Source organism: Dactylosporangium sp. NPDC000555, assembly GCF_040300025.1.
Lineage (GTDB): Bacteria > Actinomycetota > Actinomycetes > Mycobacteriales > Micromonosporaceae > Dactylosporangium.
The window spans coordinates 1-16,621 of sequence record NZ_JBEPDB010000023.1; the positions used below are offsets into that span (position 1 = coordinate 1).

At 73.1% G+C, this 16,621-nt stretch carries 13 protein-coding genes and 1 pseudogene; 8 read left to right on the forward strand and 6 right to left on the reverse strand.

Annotated features, from left to right (window positions below):
• The 5 genes and pseudogenes from ABT297_RS16605 to ABT297_RS16625 all read left to right on the forward strand — a co-directional run.
• On the forward strand, positions 1 to 504 hold a 504-nt coding region (locus ABT297_RS16605; RefSeq protein ID WP_502885579.1), incomplete at its 5' end, for an AtuA-related protein.
• A gap of 5 nt (positions 505 to 509) precedes the next feature.
• A pseudogene (locus ABT297_RS16610) lies at positions 510 to 698 on the forward strand (acyl-CoA dehydrogenase family protein); the annotation flags it as partial.
• A 93-nt stretch (positions 699 to 791) separates the two neighbouring features.
• Entirely contained in the window at positions 792 to 2,309 is a 1,518-nt protein-coding gene (locus tag ABT297_RS16615; protein WP_350549956.1) for an acyl-CoA carboxylase subunit beta, read from the forward strand.
• A gap of 9 nt (positions 2,310 to 2,318) precedes the next feature.
• On the forward strand, positions 2,319 to 4,349 hold the full coding sequence (locus ABT297_RS16620; RefSeq protein ID WP_350549768.1) for an acetyl/propionyl/methylcrotonyl-CoA carboxylase subunit alpha: 2,031 nt from the start codon (positions 2,319 to 2,321) through the stop codon (positions 4,347 to 4,349).
• Between the two features lie 23 nt (positions 4,350 to 4,372).
• On the forward strand, positions 4,373 to 5,533 hold the full coding sequence (locus tag ABT297_RS16625; RefSeq protein WP_350549771.1) for an acyl-CoA dehydrogenase family protein: 1,161 nt from the start codon (positions 4,373 to 4,375) through the stop codon (positions 5,531 to 5,533).
• A gap of 9 nt (positions 5,534 to 5,542) precedes the next feature.
• On the opposite strand, the gene ABT297_RS16630 is transcribed toward ABT297_RS16625, so the two are convergent.
• The 5 genes from ABT297_RS16630 to sp36 form a co-directional block, all read right to left on the reverse strand.
• On the reverse strand, positions 5,543 to 7,411 hold the full coding sequence (locus tag ABT297_RS16630; RefSeq protein WP_502885580.1) for a serine/threonine-protein kinase: 1,869 nt from the start codon (positions 7,409 to 7,411) through the stop codon (positions 5,543 to 5,545).
• Positions 7,412 to 7,473: 62 nt separating this feature from the next.
• Entirely contained in the window at positions 7,474 to 11,058 is a 3,585-nt protein-coding gene (locus ABT297_RS16635) for an adenylate/guanylate cyclase domain-containing protein (RefSeq protein ID WP_350549774.1), read from the reverse strand.
• The gene (locus ABT297_RS16640; RefSeq protein ID WP_350549776.1) at positions 11,055 to 11,840 is read right to left on the reverse strand and encodes an MBL fold metallo-hydrolase; all 786 of its coding nucleotides are present in this window, start codon (positions 11,838 to 11,840) and stop codon (positions 11,055 to 11,057) included. The genes ABT297_RS16635 and ABT297_RS16640 overlap by 4 nt, the downstream gene beginning before the upstream one ends.
• A 146-nt stretch (positions 11,841 to 11,986) precedes the next feature.
• Entirely contained in the window at positions 11,987 to 12,445 is a 459-nt protein-coding gene (locus tag ABT297_RS16645) for a RidA family protein (RefSeq protein WP_350549779.1), read from the reverse strand.
• Between the two features lies 1 nt (position 12,446).
• Positions 12,447 to 12,605 (reverse strand): Sp36 family protein, encoded by a 159-nt coding sequence (gene sp36, locus ABT297_RS16650; RefSeq protein ID WP_350549782.1) that lies wholly within the window; start codon positions 12,603 to 12,605, stop codon positions 12,447 to 12,449.
• Positions 12,606 to 12,729: 124 nt separating this feature from the next.
• Between sp36 and ABT297_RS16655 the strand changes: the two genes are divergently transcribed.
• Genes ABT297_RS16655 through bagB form a run of 3 tightly spaced genes read left to right on the forward strand, consistent with a single transcriptional unit; the run spans position 12,730 to position 15,745 of the window.
• A complete protein-coding gene (locus tag ABT297_RS16655) occupies positions 12,730 to 13,566 on the forward strand; it encodes an Rv0361 family membrane protein (protein WP_350549785.1) in 837 nt (278 codons plus the stop codon).
• 30 nt (positions 13,567 to 13,596) lie between these two features.
• Complete coding sequence (gene bagA, locus ABT297_RS16660; RefSeq protein WP_350549788.1) at positions 13,597 to 14,574, forward strand: ATPase BagA; 978 nt, start codon at positions 13,597 to 13,599, stop codon at positions 14,572 to 14,574.
• A 25-nt stretch (positions 14,575 to 14,599) separates the two neighbouring features.
• Positions 14,600 to 15,745: an ArsA family ATPase gene (bagB, locus tag ABT297_RS16665; protein WP_350549962.1), complete on the forward strand. Its 1,146-nt coding sequence runs from the start codon at positions 14,600 to 14,602 to the stop codon at positions 15,743 to 15,745.
• Between the two features lie 23 nt (positions 15,746 to 15,768).
• Here the strand turns inward: bagB and ABT297_RS16670 are convergent, their stop codons facing one another.
• Positions 15,769 to 16,074, reverse strand: coding sequence for a WhiB family transcriptional regulator (locus ABT297_RS16670; RefSeq protein ID WP_350549791.1), 306 nt, complete (start codon positions 16,072 to 16,074; stop codon positions 15,769 to 15,771).
• Positions 16,075 to 16,621 lie beyond the last annotated feature (547 nt).

The window sequence follows — 16,621 nt, forward strand, 5'->3', positions numbered from 1 at the left end:
CCCACGGGCGGCCCCACGGGCGGCCCCACGGGTGGCCCCACGGGCGGCCCCACGGGCGGCCCCACGGGCGGCCCCACGGGCGGCCCCACGGGCGGCCCCACGGGCGGCCCCACGGGCGATCCGGACACCGACGTGTCCGGATTTATCCGGCAAGAAATGATTCGCGCCCCGCTCGGGGTGCTGTTCGGGGCCAGATCCGGGGACAAGGGCGGCGACGCCAACATCGGCGTCTGGGCGCGCACCAACCGGGCGTACGAGTGGCTGCGCGCCGAGCTCACCGTCGAGCGGCTCAAGGCGCTGCTGCCCGAGGCCGCCCCGCTGCGAACCGAGCGGTACGAGCTGCCCAACCTGCGCGCGGTCAACTTCGTGATCCACGGAATTCTCGGCGAGGGCGTCGCGGCCAGCACGCGGTTCGACCCGCAGGGCAAGGCGCTGGGCGAGTGGCTGCGCTCCCGGGTGGTCGACCTGCCCGGGGAGCTGCTGACCGGGGAGCCGCTGCCGTGAACGGGGCGAGCGCGTACGTCCACCACGTCGCGACGCGTGTCGCAAGCGGCGAGCGGCTCGTTACGGAGGTGGCGATGGCGAAGAACACCGCGGTCGCGGCGTGCGATCACGTCGTCGACCGGGCCGGGCGGTCGCACGGCGGCGGTACCACGGAGATCATGAACGAGATCATCGCGAAGCAGTTGGGGGTCTGAGGCATGCCGGTGTTGACGAGCAACCTCGACCTGGGTGGGGGCGGCCGCCCGGGGGACCCACGCGTGAGCGCCTACCAGGAAAATCGCCAGGCGATGCTCGAACGGCTGACCGAGCTGGAGTCGGCGCTGCGGCAGGCACGCGGCGGCGGGGGCGAGAAGTATGTGGCCCGCCACCACGCGCGCGGCAAGCTGCTGCCGCGCGAGCGCATCGAGCTGCTGGTCGACCGCGACTCGCCGTTCCTGGAGCTGTGCCCGGTCGCCGCGTGGGGCACCGACTACCCGGTCGGGGCGAGCGTCGTGACCGGCATCGGCATCGTCGAGGGTGTTCCCTGCGTGATCGTGGCCAACGACCCGACCGTGCGGGGCGGCGCGGTCAACCCGTTCTCGCTCAAGAAGACCCAGCGGGCCGGGCAGATCGCCCGGGAGAACCGGCTGCCGCTGATCAATCTGGTCGAGTCGGGCGGCGCGGACCTGCCGCAGCAGGCGGAGATCTTCATCCCGGGCGGCGCCGCGTTCCGGGACCTGACGCGACTGTCGGCGGCGGCGATCCCGACGGTCGCGGTGGTGTTCGGCAACGCGACGGCCGGCGGCGCGTACGTGCCGGGCATGTCGGACTACACGATCTTCGTGCGCGACCGGGCGAAGGTGTTCCTGGCCGGGCCGCCGCTGGTGAAGATGGCGACCGGCGAGACGGTGGACGACGAGACGCTCGGCGGCGCGGTGATGCACGCGACGCGCTCGGGCCTGGCCGACTTCGTGGCCGAGGACGAGCGCGACGCCCTGCGCCTGGCGCGCGGCTGCGTACGAAATTTTCGAAATCCCGGGCAATCCCGCACCTACGGCCCCGAACCGAAGTTCGACGCCGACGACCTGCTGGGCATCCCGAGCGCGGACCTGCGTGTGCCGTTCGACCCGCGCGAGATCCTCGCCCGGATCCTCGACGGCAGCGAGTTCGACGAGTTCAAGCCCGCCTACGGTCCGGCGCTGTGTACCGGCTGGGGCGCGATCCACGGCCACCGCGTCGGCGTGCTGGCCAACGTCCGGGGCGTGCTGTTCTCCGCCGAGGCACAGAAGGCCGCCCAGTTCATCCAGCTGGCCAACAGCAGCGGCATCCCGCTGGTCTTCCTGCAGAACACCACCGGGTACATGGTCGGCAGCGAGTACGAGCAGGGCGGCATCATCAAGCACGGCGCGCTGATGATCAACGCGGTGGCGAACTCGCGGGTGCCGCACCTGACGGTCAACATCGGCGCCTCGTACGGCGCCGGCAACTACGGCATGTGCGGCCGCGCCTTCGAGCCGCGGTTCCTCTTCACCTGGCCCAACGCCAAGTCCGCGGTCATGGGGCCGCAGCAGCTGGCCGGCGTGCTGTCGATCGTGGCCCGGCAGGCGGCCGAGGCGAAGGGGCACGCCTACGACGAGGAGCAGGACCGCACCATGCGGTTCATGGTCGAGCGCAAGGTGGAGCAGGAGTCGGCGGCGCTGTTCCTTTCCGGCCGCCTCTACGACGACGGCGTGATCGACCCGCGCGACACCCGCACCGTGCTGGGCATGTGCCTGGCGCTCGTGGGCACCGGCGAAACCGCCCAATTCGGCGTATTCCGGCACTAGGGAGCGATAGTGATCAGAAGGCTGCTGGTAGCCAACCGCGGCGAGATCGCCCGCCGGGTGTTCGCCACCTGCCGGGCAATGGGGGTCGAGACGGTCGCCGTCTACTCCGACGCGGACGCCGACTCCCCGCACGTCGCCGAGGCCGACTACGCCGTGCACCTGCCCGGCAACTCGCCGATGGCCACCTACCTGCGCGGCGATCTGCTGATCGCGGCGGCCCGCAAGTGCGGCGCCGACGCGGTACACCCGGGATATGGGTTTCTCTCGGAGAACGCCGACTTCGCGCGGGCGGTGATCGACGCGGGCCTGACCTGGGTCGGCCCTTCGCCGAAGGCGATCGCGATGATGGGCTCGAAGCTGGAGGCCAAGGCGCTGCTGGCCGAGGCCGGGGTGCCGATGCTGCCGACCGCCATCGAGCCCGAGGACGTCGACACGTTCCCGGTGCTGGTCAAGGCGTCCGCGGGCGGCGGCGGCCGGGGCATGCGGATCGTGCGCGATCGCGAGTCATTGGCCGAGGCCGTGGCGGCGGCGCGCCGCGAGGCCGCTTCGGCGTTCGGCGACGGGACGGTCTTCTGCGAGCGGTACGTCGAACGCGCCCGCCACATCGAGGTCCAGATCATGGCGGACTCGCACGGCAACGTGGTCCCGCTCGGCGAGCGCGAGTGCTCGATCCAGCGGCGGCATCAGAAGATCGTCGAGGAGACCCCATCGCCGGCGGTCGACGCGGCGCTGCGCGAGCAGCTCTGCCAGGCGGCGATCGCGGCCGCCCGCGCGGTCTCCTACATCGGCGCCGGCACCGTCGAGTTCCTGCTGGCGCCGGGCGGCGAGTTCTTCTTCCTGGAGATGAACACCCGGCTACAGGTCGAGCACCCGGTAACCGAGTGCGTGGTCGGCGTCGACATGGTCCGGCTGCAACTGGTCGTGGCCGAGGGCGGCGCACTGCCGTTCAACGGCCCGCCGCCGCTGCGCGGCCACGCGATCGAGGTCCGCCTGTACGCCGAGGATCCCGCGTACGCATGGATGCCCTCCACCGGCACGCTGCACCGCTTCGACGTCCCCGGGGTCGCGCACGCATTCGGCCCGCTGCCCGCGCCCGGCCTGCGGCTGGACTCCGGCGTCGCCGACGGCTCGGTCATCGGCGTGCACTACGACCCGATGCTCGCGAAGCTGATCGCCTGGGCGCCGACCCGCGCCGAGGCCGCCCGGATGCTCGGCGGGGCCCTCGCGCGGGCGCGCATCCACGGCGTGACGACCAACCGCGACCTGCTCGTGCGGGTGCTGCGGCACTCGGCGTTCCTGTCCGGCGGTACCGACACCGGCTTTCTGGATCGCCACCCCGAGGTGTTCGCGCCCCTGCTCTCCTCGGTCGACGCGGTGCGCCTGTCGTGCCTCGCGGCGGCGCTGTCCGGCGCCGCGCGCCGCGCCAAGACCGCGCTGCTGCCCGGCCTGCCCTCCGGCTGGCGCAACGTGCCCAGCGCGCTACAGACGGTGGTGTACGAGGGGCCGACGGGCACGATCGAGGTCGGCTACCGGCTGGACCGCGCCAACGACCTGGCCGCCTGGGCCGTGCGCCGGATCGATCGGGAGGAACTGGAGAGCGCTGGGCTGCCCGGCGCCGCGCTCGACCCGGCCGGCGCGCTCGACCATCCGCCGGCGGGGATCATCAGCGCGACCGGCGAGCGGGTGGTGCTCGACGTCGGCGGCGTGCGTCTGCAGTTCGTGATCCACGAGGTCGACGGGGTGTCCTTCGTGGACAGCACCGAGGGCTCGGTGACGCTGACGGAGCTGCCGCGGTACCCGCTGCCTGTCGCCGAGCAGCCCGAGGGCTCCCTGGTCGCGCCGCTGCCCGGCGCGGTCGGCCGGGTGCTCGTCGTGCCCGGCCAACGGGTCGTGGCCGGCGACCTGCTGCTGACGGTGGAGGCGATGAAGCTCGAACACCCCGTGCACGCCCCCACCGACGGCGTCATCAGCGACCTGCGGGTCGCGGCCGGCTCGCAGGTCGAGTCCGGCGCACTGCTGGCTGTGCTTACCCCCGCCTAGCACCTCCCTCATGAGGAGAGTTCGTGGACTTCGACTACACCCCTCAACAGCAGGACCTCCGCGACGCGGTCGCCAAGCTCGGCAAGCGCTACGGCCACGAGTACTTCGTGCGCAAGGCGAAGGCCGGTGAGCACTCCGACGAGCTGTGGGAGGAGGCCGCCCGGCTCGGCTACCTCGGCGTCAGCGTGCCCGAGCAGTACGACGGCGGGGGCGGCGGCATCACCGAGCTCGCGATCGTCTGCGAGGAACTGGCCGCGGCCGGCACGCCGCTGCTGCTGCTCGTCGTCTCCCCCGCCATCGCGGCCACCATCGTGGCCAAGCACGGCACGGACGCCCAGCGGCGGGCCATGCTCCCCGGCTTCGCCGCCGGCACGCTGAAGGTCTGCTTCGCCATCACCGAGCCGGACGCCGGTTCCAACTTCCACAAGCTCAGCACCGTGGCCCGGCCGTCCGAGGGCGGCTACTCGCTGACCGGCCGCAAGGTGTACATCTCGGGCGTCGACGAATGCTCGAAGATCATGGTGGTGGCGCGCCTGGAGGACGAGCGCACCGGACGGCTCAAGCCCGCCCTGTTCGTGGTACCGGCCGACGCGCCGGGACTGACCGCGACGAAGCTGGACATGGAGATCGTCAGCCCCGAGAACCAATTCCTGTTGTACCTCGACGACGTGCGCGTCCCGGCCGACGCGCTCATCGGCGAGGATCCCGAGGCGGGCCTGCCGGCGCTCTTCTCCGGCCTCAACCCGGAGCGGATCACGGTGGCCGCGATGGCGTGCGGCACCGCCCGCTACGCCCTCGAGCGCGCCTCCACCTACACCGCGACCCGCGCCGTGTGGGGCCGCCCGATCGGCAGCCACCAGGGTGTGGCGCACCCGCTCGCGCACGCCCACATCCAGGTGGAGCTCGCCCGGCTCATGGTCGCCAAGGCCGCGGCCCTCTACGACGCCGGCCGCGATCTGGAGGCGGGCGTGGCGGCGAACATGGCGAAATACGCCGCCGCCGAGGCGGCCGCGCTCGCCGTCGACACCGCGATCCAGTCCCTGGGCGGCAACGGCATGACCACGGAGTTCGGCGTGGCCACCCTGCTCGGCTCGGTCCGGGCCGGCCGGATCGCACCGGTCTCCCGCGAGATGATCCTGAACTTCGTGTCCCAGCACCTCATGGGGCAGGAGAAGTCCTACTGACAGCGCGGCTCAGCGGGACTTGTGCAGTTGCTCGCCGATCAGGGCGACGTCGCCCCTGCCGGCCAGGCAGCGGAACGTGGTCGGGCCGGCCTTCTGGGCACCGAGGCTCGGCAGGAGCACGTCGATCCGCCAGTTCGTGGCGGCGACGTTGACCGACATGAGGGTCGGCAGGCTGCACACCGCGGCCACGGCCGGGTCCTTCTTGTCGGACACGGCGCTGCCGGCGGGCAGGTCGCCGTATGCGAACACCTCCCACGTGTGGCGGCCCGCGCAGTCCACTGGGGACGGCTTCGCGTCGAAGCACTCCGGGGTGTCGGAGCAGCGGGCGCCCGGGCCGGCGACCGGGCCGCACGTGGCCAGGGGCGGGACGGCGATCGACGACTGCGACGCGGTGGGGTCCGGCGTGCGGCCGCCGAGTCCGTAGGCAACGGCGATCCCCGCCAGGACGGCCACCGCTACCAGCCCGCCGATCACGCCCAGCCACATCCCCCGCCGGCTCGCCGCCGGTGACTTGACGGGCGCTACGAACGGATCGGCCGGCGGTGCGATCGGAGCCCCAAACAAGGCGGCATCCCCACGATCGCCGGACAAGCCGGGCGAATCAGACGGTCCGCCAGTCGAAACGCCGAGGAAGATCCCCGGCAAACCGGACGAACCGGAATCCGCCGCCGCGACCGAGGCGCCGCCGGTGCCCCCGAAGGGACCGAAAGGATCGAAAGGACCGGAAAGAGCGGAAAGAGCAGAAGGACCGGAAGCACCGCCGGAGGGCCCAGGCGACGAGGACGAGCCGGAAGGACCAGCGGACGTGGAGGAGCTGGCAGGGGCGCCGACACCGGAGGGTGCGGACGAGGCGCCGAAGCGGGCAGCCAGCGGGTCGGTCGGCGGCTCCTCCAGGCCGGCCTGGTGCGGGACGGTCTGCTCCAGGTCGCGCGGGAACCCGCCCAGGAACGGCGAGTCGAGCAGCCGGTCGCCCCGGGGCGGTGGGGTGGACGGCAGTGGGGGCGCCGCATGCACCGGCTCGACCGGCGGCGAGCCCAGCGGCGGCAGGATCACCTGGGGCGGTGGGGCCATCCGCAGGCCCGTCAGCGCGTCGCGCAGCTGCAGCGCCGTGGGCCGGGCCGCGTCGTCGTTGGACATGCCGGCGCGAAGGATCACCATCAGCTCGTCGGGGCAGCCCGGCAAGTCGGGGATGTGGTCGTTGAACATGTCGACCAGCGACAGCAGGCTGGGCATCTGGTCGGCGCGCCAGCGGGGCGGGCGGCCGCGCATGAGGGCGTAAAGCGTGGCGCACAGCGCATAGACGTCGGCGGCGGGGCCGGGCGTGGCGTGGCGGAACGTCTCGGGCGGCGCGTAGGCCGGGGTGAGCACGTCGAGGGTGATCGACACGTCGCGCCACTCGGCGAGGATGGCCAGGCCGAAGTCGGCCAGGGCGGGCTCGCCGAACCGGCTGAACAGGATGTTGGCCGGCTTGACGTCGCGGTGCAGGACGCCCAGCGAATGCGCGTCGGCGAGCGCGTCGGCGATCTTGAAGCCGACCTCGCGGACCTCGGCGGGGCTCAGCGGCGCGGTGCGCATGCGCTCGGCATAGGAGCCGTCGCAGAGCTCCATGACCAGGTAGGGGTGCCCGTCGCCGGTGACGCCGGCGTCGAACAGGTCGACGACGTGCGGGTGGCTGGACATGCGGCCGGCGGCGCGCGCCTCGCGCAGGAAGCGGCGGCGGTCTCGATCGGTCTCGATCGTGCGGTTCTCGACCTTGACGGCGACGTCGCGGCCGACCGACTCCTGCTCAGCCCGGTAGACGGTGGCATAACCACCGCGGGCCAGCACGGAGAACCCGGTCAGGCCGGGCACCGTGGGGAGTGGAGTCGATGCGGTCACGGCTAAGACGGTACGACAGGGGTCCGACATTTCTTCGTCACACATCGGCCACACCCTGAATCTCAGGACTCGGCGACCACCGGGACAGAGTCGTTCGCGCACTCCGCGTTGGCCTCGAGCGCTTCCTGGAGTACCGCCGCGGCATAATCGCGGCCGCGCACGTCCTCGCCCGGCGCGGACTGCGCCTGCCGGGCCCAGTCGAGGGCCTCGGCGTTGCGCCCGGCCGCGAGCAGCGCCGCGGCGTAGGCGGCCACCGCGTGCCGGCGGGAGAAGATCACCGACGGGCCGGGGCGCTCGGCGGCGACGCAGCCGAGGGTCTCCAGCGCCGTGGGCAGGTCACCCTGGGCGAGGCGGGCCAGCCCGAACAGCACGCGCGGGCCGACCTTGGCCGGCTCGAGCACGTCGTGGGTGTCCACGACCTGCAGCACCGCCCGGGCGTCGGTCTCGGCGGCGACCGGATCGCCCCGGTCGAGGCTGACGAAGCCGCGGATCGTGCGGGACATGCCGAGCAGGAGCGGGTGACCGGTCTTCTCGCCGTACTCGGTGGCGTCGGAGAGCAGGTCGTAGGCGTGCGCCGGCTCGGACAGCTCGCGGGCGACCACGCCGCGGACCACCAGCGCCAGGCCACGGCCCCAGTCGTCGCCGGCGGCGGCGAAATCGCGATACGCCCGCCGGGCCTCGCGGTCGGCCTCGGCCAGGTCGCCGCTCTCGGCCGCGGCGAACGCCTCGACCGCGCGCAGCGTGCCGACCGCCCAGGCGTCGCCGACCTGCTCGCCGAAGGGCAGGAAGGCGTTGGCCAGCCGGCGGGCCTCGCCGAGGCGGCCGGCCAGCAGCCGCACGAACGCCGTCGTGCCGCGCAGCCAGGCGCGCCCGACCGGGTCGCCGATCTCGGCGAAGCGGCGCGCGGCCCGTCCCAGCGCCGCGTCGGCGCCGGCGAAGTCGCCGCGGGTGGTGGTGACCCAGGCCAGGTGCTGCAACGACCACGCCTGGGCACGCCGGTCGCCGGCGGTGACCGCGATCTGGAACGACTCGGCGAACCGGCCGCCGGCCTCGGCCAGGCGCCCCTCCAGGAAGTCGGACATGCCGAGGCGGCGCATGGCGTCGCCGCGCTCGTACGTCAGGTGCGCCGCCGTCGCCGCCTCCAGCGCCTCGGTCAGCGTCCGGTAGCTGCGCCGGTGGTCGCCCATGGCCCGGTAGGCGCGCCCGGCCACGAGCAGGGCGCCGACCCGCACGGCGGCGTCGTCGCCCGCGTTGGCGGTGATCTTCTCGGCGTATCCGAGGGCCTCCGCCGAGCGGCCGAGCTGCAGTAGCGCCCGGGCGTGCACGAGCCGGTCGGCGGTCGGCAGCGCGCCGGCGCCGAGCGCCACGGCGCGGTCGGCGGCCTGCGCGGCCTGCGCCGGCTCGCCGCTGGCCAGCGCGGCCCGGGCGGCCCGGCTCAGCGCCTGGACGCCCAGCGGCGCGGCGGAGCGGGCCAGCGAGTCGGGGCGCAGCCCGACGACGTCGGCGAGCTGTCCGGCGCGCTCGGCGTGCTCGGCGATGAAGGCGTCGGCGGCGCCGACGGTCATGTTGAGCCCGGTGACGTTGCCGGTGCCCCCGCTGGCGAGAAACGCGGTGACGGCGGCCGAGGCCCACCGCGACAGCGCGGCGTGCCGCTCGGCGAGGTCGGCCTTGCCGATGCCGGCGTACGCCGCCTCGCGCAGCAGCGGGGTGGCGAACGCGTAGCCGGCCCGGCCGCGGCGCAGCATGCGGCGTTGCAGCAGCTCCTCTACGGCCCGCTCCAGCTCGACGGCGGCGACGACCGCCGGGCGGGCCGGCTGGCCGGGCGGGTTGAACCGCAGCGCCTCCAGGGCCCGGGCCGGCACGTTGTCGCCGATGACGGCGGCGTCGCGCAGCACCGCGCGGGTGTCGGCCGGTAGCGCGTCGATGCGAGCGGCGAGGACGGCGGCGAGGTCGCGGGAGAGCAGCCGGCCGCCGAGCGAGCCGGGCGTGAGCCGCCAGCCGGCCGGGTCGGTGCCGGTCACGGTGGTGAGCGCGCCGCGCTCCTGCAGCAGCGTGACCAGCTCGGCGAGATAGAACGGGTTGCCCTGTGCGGTGGCCAGCAGCCGGTCCTCGTCGGGCGGGGCCAGCCGGCCGCCGCCGAGGTACGCCGAGAGCAGCCGGGCCGAGTCCGCACCGCGCAGCGGCGGGATGGGTACCACCTCGGCGTCGGCGATGTGGGTCAGCACTCCGACGGAGCGGACCAGCTCGGGCCGGCCGAGCAGCACGATGAGCACCGGGCCGCTGAGCCGCTCGATGGTGGCGCCGAGCGTGTCGAGGGTCTCCGCGGTGGCGTCGTGCAGGTCGTCGACAATCAACACGAGCGGGGTCTCCGCGGCCAGGCCGGACAGCAACTCGGCGACGGCGTTGGGCACGGCGTGCAGGTCGAGCTCGTCGGGCTCGCCGCGCCCGGGCTGGCCCGGCGCCACCGCGCCCAGCCGGCCCAGCCCGGCCGCGGGCGCGACCCAGGCGGTGTCGCCGGGTGCCTCGGTACACCCGATCAGGCTCAGCAGCAGGTCGCTGGCCAGGCGCGGCGGCTCCGGGCGACCCCGGGCGACCCGGGCCAGGCGCTGGGCGAGGCGGCGCAGCCGCTCCTCGACCGCCTCGCGGGTGAACGCGGCGTCGGGCGGCAGGCCGATCGCGGCGCGGACCAGGTCGGCCAGCGGCGCGAGCCGGCGCCGCTCGCCGAACGCCGCGCAGTGCACCGACAGCACGCGGGCGCCGCCGCCGGACGCGAAGCCGGCGCTGGGCGTGTATCCGGCGCCGCCGAGGTAGCCGGCGGCGAACCGCTCGATCTCGCCGGCCAGCCGGGTCTTGCCCAGGCCCGCCTCGCCGGTGAAGACCAGCACGCGCGGTTCCTGCCGGTCGGCGATCTCGGCGAGGCGGCCGGACACGCGGCCCAGCTCGGCCTCGCGCCCGACGAACGGCGCCTCGTCGCCGAGGCCGGAGCGGGTGCCCGGGGCGTCAAGCAGGCCGAGCAGCTCGAACGCGTCGACCGGCTCCCGCTTGCCCTTGAGCCGCAGCGGACGCAGGACGCGCCAGGAGGCCAGGCGGCGGGTGGACGAGGAGGTGCGGTCGCCCGCGTACACGGCGCCGATCGCGGCGGCGTCGGCCAGCCGGGCAGCGGTGTTCACGGTGTCGCCGATGACCGTGTACTCGATGCCGGCCTGCACGCCCGCGACCACCGGCCCGGTGTTGAGCCCGATGCGCAGCCCGAGCGGGGCGCCGCCGCCGCGCTCGTCGTCGAGCACCCGGCGCACCGCACGCTGCATCGACAGGGCGGCGCGCACCGCGCGCTCGGCGTCGTCCTCGTGCGCGACCGGCGCGCCGAACACGGCCATGATGCCGTCGCCGGTGAGCTTGTCGACGTGCCCGCCGAAGGTCTTGACGGCGCCCGCCAACGCGGCTAGAACACGGTCGGTGACGGCACCGACACGCTCGGGATCCAGGTCCTCGGACCAGGCCGTGAAGTCGGACAGGTCACCGAACAGGACGGTGACGATCCGCCGCTCGGCCGCCGGCAGGGTGGCGGCGCCGGGCAGCGCGGAGCCGCAATGGTGGCAGAACCGCGCACCGGGAACGGCCACAGTCCCGCACACCGAACACGTCACGTCGCACTCAACCCATCAACGGGTGGGTGTGATTCCCGTCGCAGGAAATCGAGCTGCGCGCGCACGCTCAACTCGGCCGCGGGCCACAGGCCACGGTCGACGTCGGCGTAGACGCGCGCCACGACCTCGGCGGCGTCGGTCGCGCCCGCGGTGACCGCGGCGCGGACCTGCTCGAGCCGGGCCTCGCGGTGGCTGCGGTAGAAGCGGGCGGCGACGCCAGCGTCGCTCAGCGCGGGCCCGTGGCCGGGCAGCGCGGGCCGGCCGTCGAGCGCCGCGAGCCGGGCCAGGCTGTCCAGGTAGTCGCCGAGGTTCCCGTCGGGCCAGGCCACCACCGTCGTGCCCCGCCCGAGGATCGTGTCGCCGGTCAGCACGATCTCCTCGCCGCCGTACCGCACGACGAAGCAGACCGAGTCCATGGTGTGCCCGGGCGTCGGCAGCGGCTCGACCGTGACCCCGTCGGCGTCGAGGCCGTCGAGCACGGGCGGGTGGTACACGGGGGCGCCGGTGAGCTCGGCCAGTCGCGATACACCCTCGGTATGGTCAATGTGACCGTGGGTGAGAACGATGGCCGCGACGGGCGCGTGCGCGGCGACCGCGCGCAGGTGCCCCTCGTCGAGGGGCCCGGGGTCGACCACGATGCTGCCGCCACCCGGGGCGCGCAGCAGCCACGTGTTGGTGCCGTCGAGCGTCATCGGCCCCGGATTGGGCGCACGGACCAGCGTCACCCAGTCGGGCAACGCTTCGAGTACCTCGGCCGCGGGGATGGTGACGTGGCTTACCACGAGGGAATCCTACGGCGGAGCCGTTCGGCCGACACGTCCCCCGACCGGCCATTGGAACACCCGTTCCGGATGTTCGGCGAGTCGTACATGTCCGCCACACCGGGACGGACATGTACGACATTTCGGTTATATCCGCTTAGCGCCGCTCAGGCGATCTCCAGGATCGCCTCGACCTCGACGGGCGCGTTCAGCGGCAGCGACGAGACGCCCACCGCGCTGCGCGCATGCCGGCCCGCGTCGCCGAAGACCTCACCGAACAGCTCGCTCGCGCCGTTGACGACCGCGGGCTGGCCGGTGAAGCCGGGCGCCGACGCGACAAACCCGACGATCTTCACGACCCTCACCACCCGGCCCAGGCCGACGAGCGCCTCAACGGCCGCGAGCACGTTGATGCCGGACTGCCGCGCGAGCTCCTTGGCCCGCTCCGGCGAGACGTCCGCGCCCACGAGCCCGGTGGCCGGCAGCGCGCCGTCGACCATCGGCAGCTGGCCGGAGACGTACACGTGGTTGCCCGTCAGCACCGCCGGCACGTAGGCGGCCACCGGCGGTACCACGGGCGGAATGGCGACCCCGAGCTCGGCGAGCCGGGCGTGGACGTCGCCCATCTCAGCCGGCCTTCGGGCGCTTGAAGTAGGCGACCAGGTTCTCCGGGTTGGGGCCCGGGACGACCGTCACCAGCTCCCAGCCCTCCTCGCCGAAGTTGTCGAGAATCATCTTGGTGTTGTGGACCAGCAGCGGTGCGGTTAGGTACTCCCATTTCTGCATGTGGGGACAGTAACGCCGGACGAGACCGGCCCGTCGGGCACAGGCCGATATCGCGGACCCCCATGGCTCGTCTCCTGCCGCTACTGTGAGGGCCGCCGTCGCGTGTCGCACAGAGGTGGGAAAGATGACGCAACCGCCCCAGTACCCGGGCCAGCCGGAGTACCAAGGCCAGCCGGGCCAGCCGGGGCAGGGCTGGCCGCCACCACCGCCGGTCCAGGACCCGTTCGCGGCGCCGCCGGTGCCGGACCCCTATGCGGCCCCGCCGACCTCGGCGCCCCCGACGTCCGGTCAGCCGTATGCGGTGCCCTACGCGCCGCCGACCGGGCAGATGCCGGCGGCCGGGGCCTTCGGGCAGCCGGCCGGGCAGTTCCCACCGCCCACCGGGCAGTTCCCGGCCGGGCCCATGCCCGCCGGAGCCCCGCCTACCGGCCCGATCCCCCAGCCGGGGATGGCACCGCCGTTCTCCGGGCCGCCGGCGATGGGCTATCCGGGCTACCCGCAGCAGGTCCCGGTCAAGAAGAAGCGCGGGCTGATGATCACGCTGATCGTCCTCGGCGTGGTGCTGGTGCTCTGCGGCGGTGGCGGCGCGGCCGCGTATTTCGTGGTGCAGAACAACCAGGGCACCGGCGCGCCGAGCCCGGTCGAGGCCGTCAACGGCTTCCTCACCGCGGTGTACAAGAACAAGAACAGCACGGAGGCGCTGAAGTACGTGTGTGCCTCGTCGCGGAACAAGGACAAGCTCGCCGCGCGGGTCGACGAGATCCGCCGGTTCGACGCGTCGCTGAGCAGCCCGGCCTACACCTGGCCCGCGCCGACCGTGGAGAAGCAGGACAAGGACATCGCCACGCTGATCGTGCCGGTCAAGGTGTCGACCAGCGACGAGAAGGTCTCCGAGATGAAGTACAAGTACATCGCCACCCAGAGCAAGGGGTGGTGGGTGTGCGAGATCACCGCGGCGTGATCGTTCCCCCGACCAGGTAGCGTCGAGGACGTGACGACGCGCGACTTCCCGGACGGGCGGGGCGGCTACGGCTGGCCCGCCCGTCTGCATGTGGTCACCGGCAAAGGCGGCACCGGCAAGACGACGGTCGCCGCCGCCCTGGCCCTCGCCCTGGCCCGCGACGGCAAGCGGACCCTGCTCATCGAGGTCGAGGCGCGGCAGGGCATCGCCCAGTTGTTCGACCGCGACCCGCTGCCCTACCAGGAGCTGCGCATCGCCACGGCCAGGGGCGGTGGGGAGATGCGGGCGCTGGCGGTGGACGTCGAAGAGGCGCTGCTGGAGTACCTCGAGATGTTCTACCGGCTGGGCGTGGCCGGCCGGGCGCTGCGCAAGGTCGGCGCGGTGGACTTCGCCACCACGATCGCCCCGGGCCTGCGCGACGTCCTGCTCACCGGCAAGATCAAGGAGGCGGTCACCCGGACCGCCGACGGCCGGCGCGTCTACGACGCCGTGGTGCTGGACGCGCCCCCGACCGGGCGGATCGGCCGGTTCCTCAACGTGACGGCCGAGACGGCCCGGCTGGCCAAGATCGGCCCGATCAAGACGCAGAGCGAGGGCGTCGCGGCCATCCTGCGCTCGCCGATGACCGCCGTGCATGTGGTCACCCTCCTGGAGGAGATGCCGGTCCAGGAGACCGCGGACGCGATCGACGAGCTCACGCGGCTGGGCATCCCCATCGGTACCGTCATCGTGAACGCCACCCGTCCCCCGGTCCTGGCGGGCGTCAAGCTCACCCAGGCCGACCTGCGGCGCGGGCTCGCCGCGGCCGGCGTGACGGCCGACAAGGATCTCCTGGGCGGGCTGGTCGGCGAGGCGCGGGCGTACCAGACGCGGGTGGCCGCGGAGGCGTCGCTACGCGCCGAGTTGCAGGGCCTCGGCCGGCCGCTGGTCGAGCTGCCGGTTGTCCCCGAGGGCGTGACGGTGGACGTGCTCGAGTCGCTCGGTGATCTGCTCCTCACGTCTGCTTGAGGAGGCCCCCAGCGGATACGCTCGCATTGTGCCTCCCACTGCCGAGCCGCGGTCGCCTCAGCTGGATCTTGATGCGGTCCTCGCCGATCGGGCGATCCGCATCGTGGTCTGCTGCGGCTCGGGCGGTGTCGGGAAGACGACAACGGCCGCGGCGCTGGCGCTGCGGGCGGCGGAGGAGCACGGCCGGCGCACGGTGGTGCTGACCATCGATCCGGCCCGGCGGCTGGCCCAGGCGCTCGGCCTGACCGAGCTGGACAACACGCCCCGGCAGGTCAAGGGCCTGCAGCCGGACTCGGCCGAGCTGCAGGCGATGATGCTCGACATGAAGCGGACCTTCGACGAGGTCGTGCTCGCGCACACCGACCCGAAGAAGGCCGAGGAGATCTTCGCCAACCCGTTCTACCAGGCCATGAGCTCGACGTTCTCGGGCACGCAGGAATACATGGCCATGGAGAAGCTCGGCCAGCTGCGCGCCCGCGACGAGTGGGACCTGATCGTGGTGGACACCCCGCCGTCGCGCTCGGCGCTGGACTTCCTCGACGCGCCCGCCCGGCTGTCGCGGTTCCTCGACGGCAAGATGCTGCGCCTGCTGCTGGCACCGGCCCGCGCCGGCGGCCGCAGCGTGTTCAACCTGGTCTCGGCCTCGTTCGGGCTGTTCAGCCGCACGGTGACGAAGATTCTGGGCGCGCAGCTGCTGACCGACCTCTCGGGCTTCGTCGGCGCGCTGGACTCGATGTTCGGCGGTTTCCGCGAGCGGGCCGAGCAGACGTACCGCGTGCTGCAGGCGCCCGAGACGGCGTTCCTGGTCGTCGCGGCGCCCGAGCCGGACGCGGTGCGCGAGGCGGTGTACTTCGCGGGGCGGCTCGCCGCCGACCGGATGCCCCTGGCCGGCCTGGTGCTCAACCGGGTGGTGCCGGTTGCCGCGCCGCAGCTCTCCGCCGGCGACGCGCGCGCGGCCGCGGCCCGCCTCGACGGGATCGACGGGCACTCGGCCACGGCCGACGTGTTGCGCGTGCACGCGGAACTGGCCGATCAGCACGACCGGCAGACGGCGGTCTCCGGCCGGTTCCTGCGCGCGCATCCGGGCGTGCCGGTCGTCCGGGTTCCGGCGCAGCCCGCCGACGTCCATGACCTCGACGGGCTGCGCGCGATCGGATCAACCTTCGCGTAGAGCGTTTGGCGTTTTGTATCGGCTCAGCCGGTCGGAACCAGCTCTTTGGTGTCCTTCTCGTCGCGGTCGATGGCCGCTTCGAACATCTTGCGCCAGCTGGACACCTGCGGGTGACGGCGCAGCAACGCACGGCGCTCGCGCTCGGTCATACCGCCCCAGACCCCGAACTCGATCCGGTTGTCGAGGGCGTCCGCCAGGCACTCGTACCGCACAGGGCAGCTGCGGCAGATCCGCTTCGCCACGTTTTGCTCGGCGCCCTGAACGAACAAGGCATCCGGGTCGCCATTGCGACACGCGGCGATGCTGGGCCAGTCGACGACCATGCTCATATTTCCTCTTCCCCCCTTGGACTCCCCCCGGGTCCATCCGCCGCTCTTGCCCCGGCGAAAAGCGCCCAAACCACGTCCCCCCATGGCATTCGGGTGCAGTTCGCCGGATCGCCCGGCGTGACAGGAGGGTCCCCGGCCACGGGAACCCCGAGAGGAGCTTTCCGGAACATCATGCTCTGTAGTCGTCCAGTTACGCAACGTTGTCGCACCAGGTTAACCGCCCATTAGCGATCCCCCAAAGGGCCGATGGGCGCTACCGCCTCGTCACTCCCGGGTGCGATTTGCCCAAAATCCCGGCGCCCCCGCATCGCTTGACGCAGAATCAGAAACGGGTCAACCTCACACTCGGTGTCACGCGTCTAGGACAACGAGGGCGCGTCCGTCTGGACGCGGCCTCGTAACGTCGTCCCGTAGTCTGAGGCGGTGACCTGGATGCGCAAACGCGAGCACGGCCTGCTGCCCAACGCGGCTTCTTTATTGCTGTGTGGGCTCTTGGCAGGGCTGGTGGTCGCTGCGGCCGCGTTCCCTGCTGTCGCAATGTCGGGCC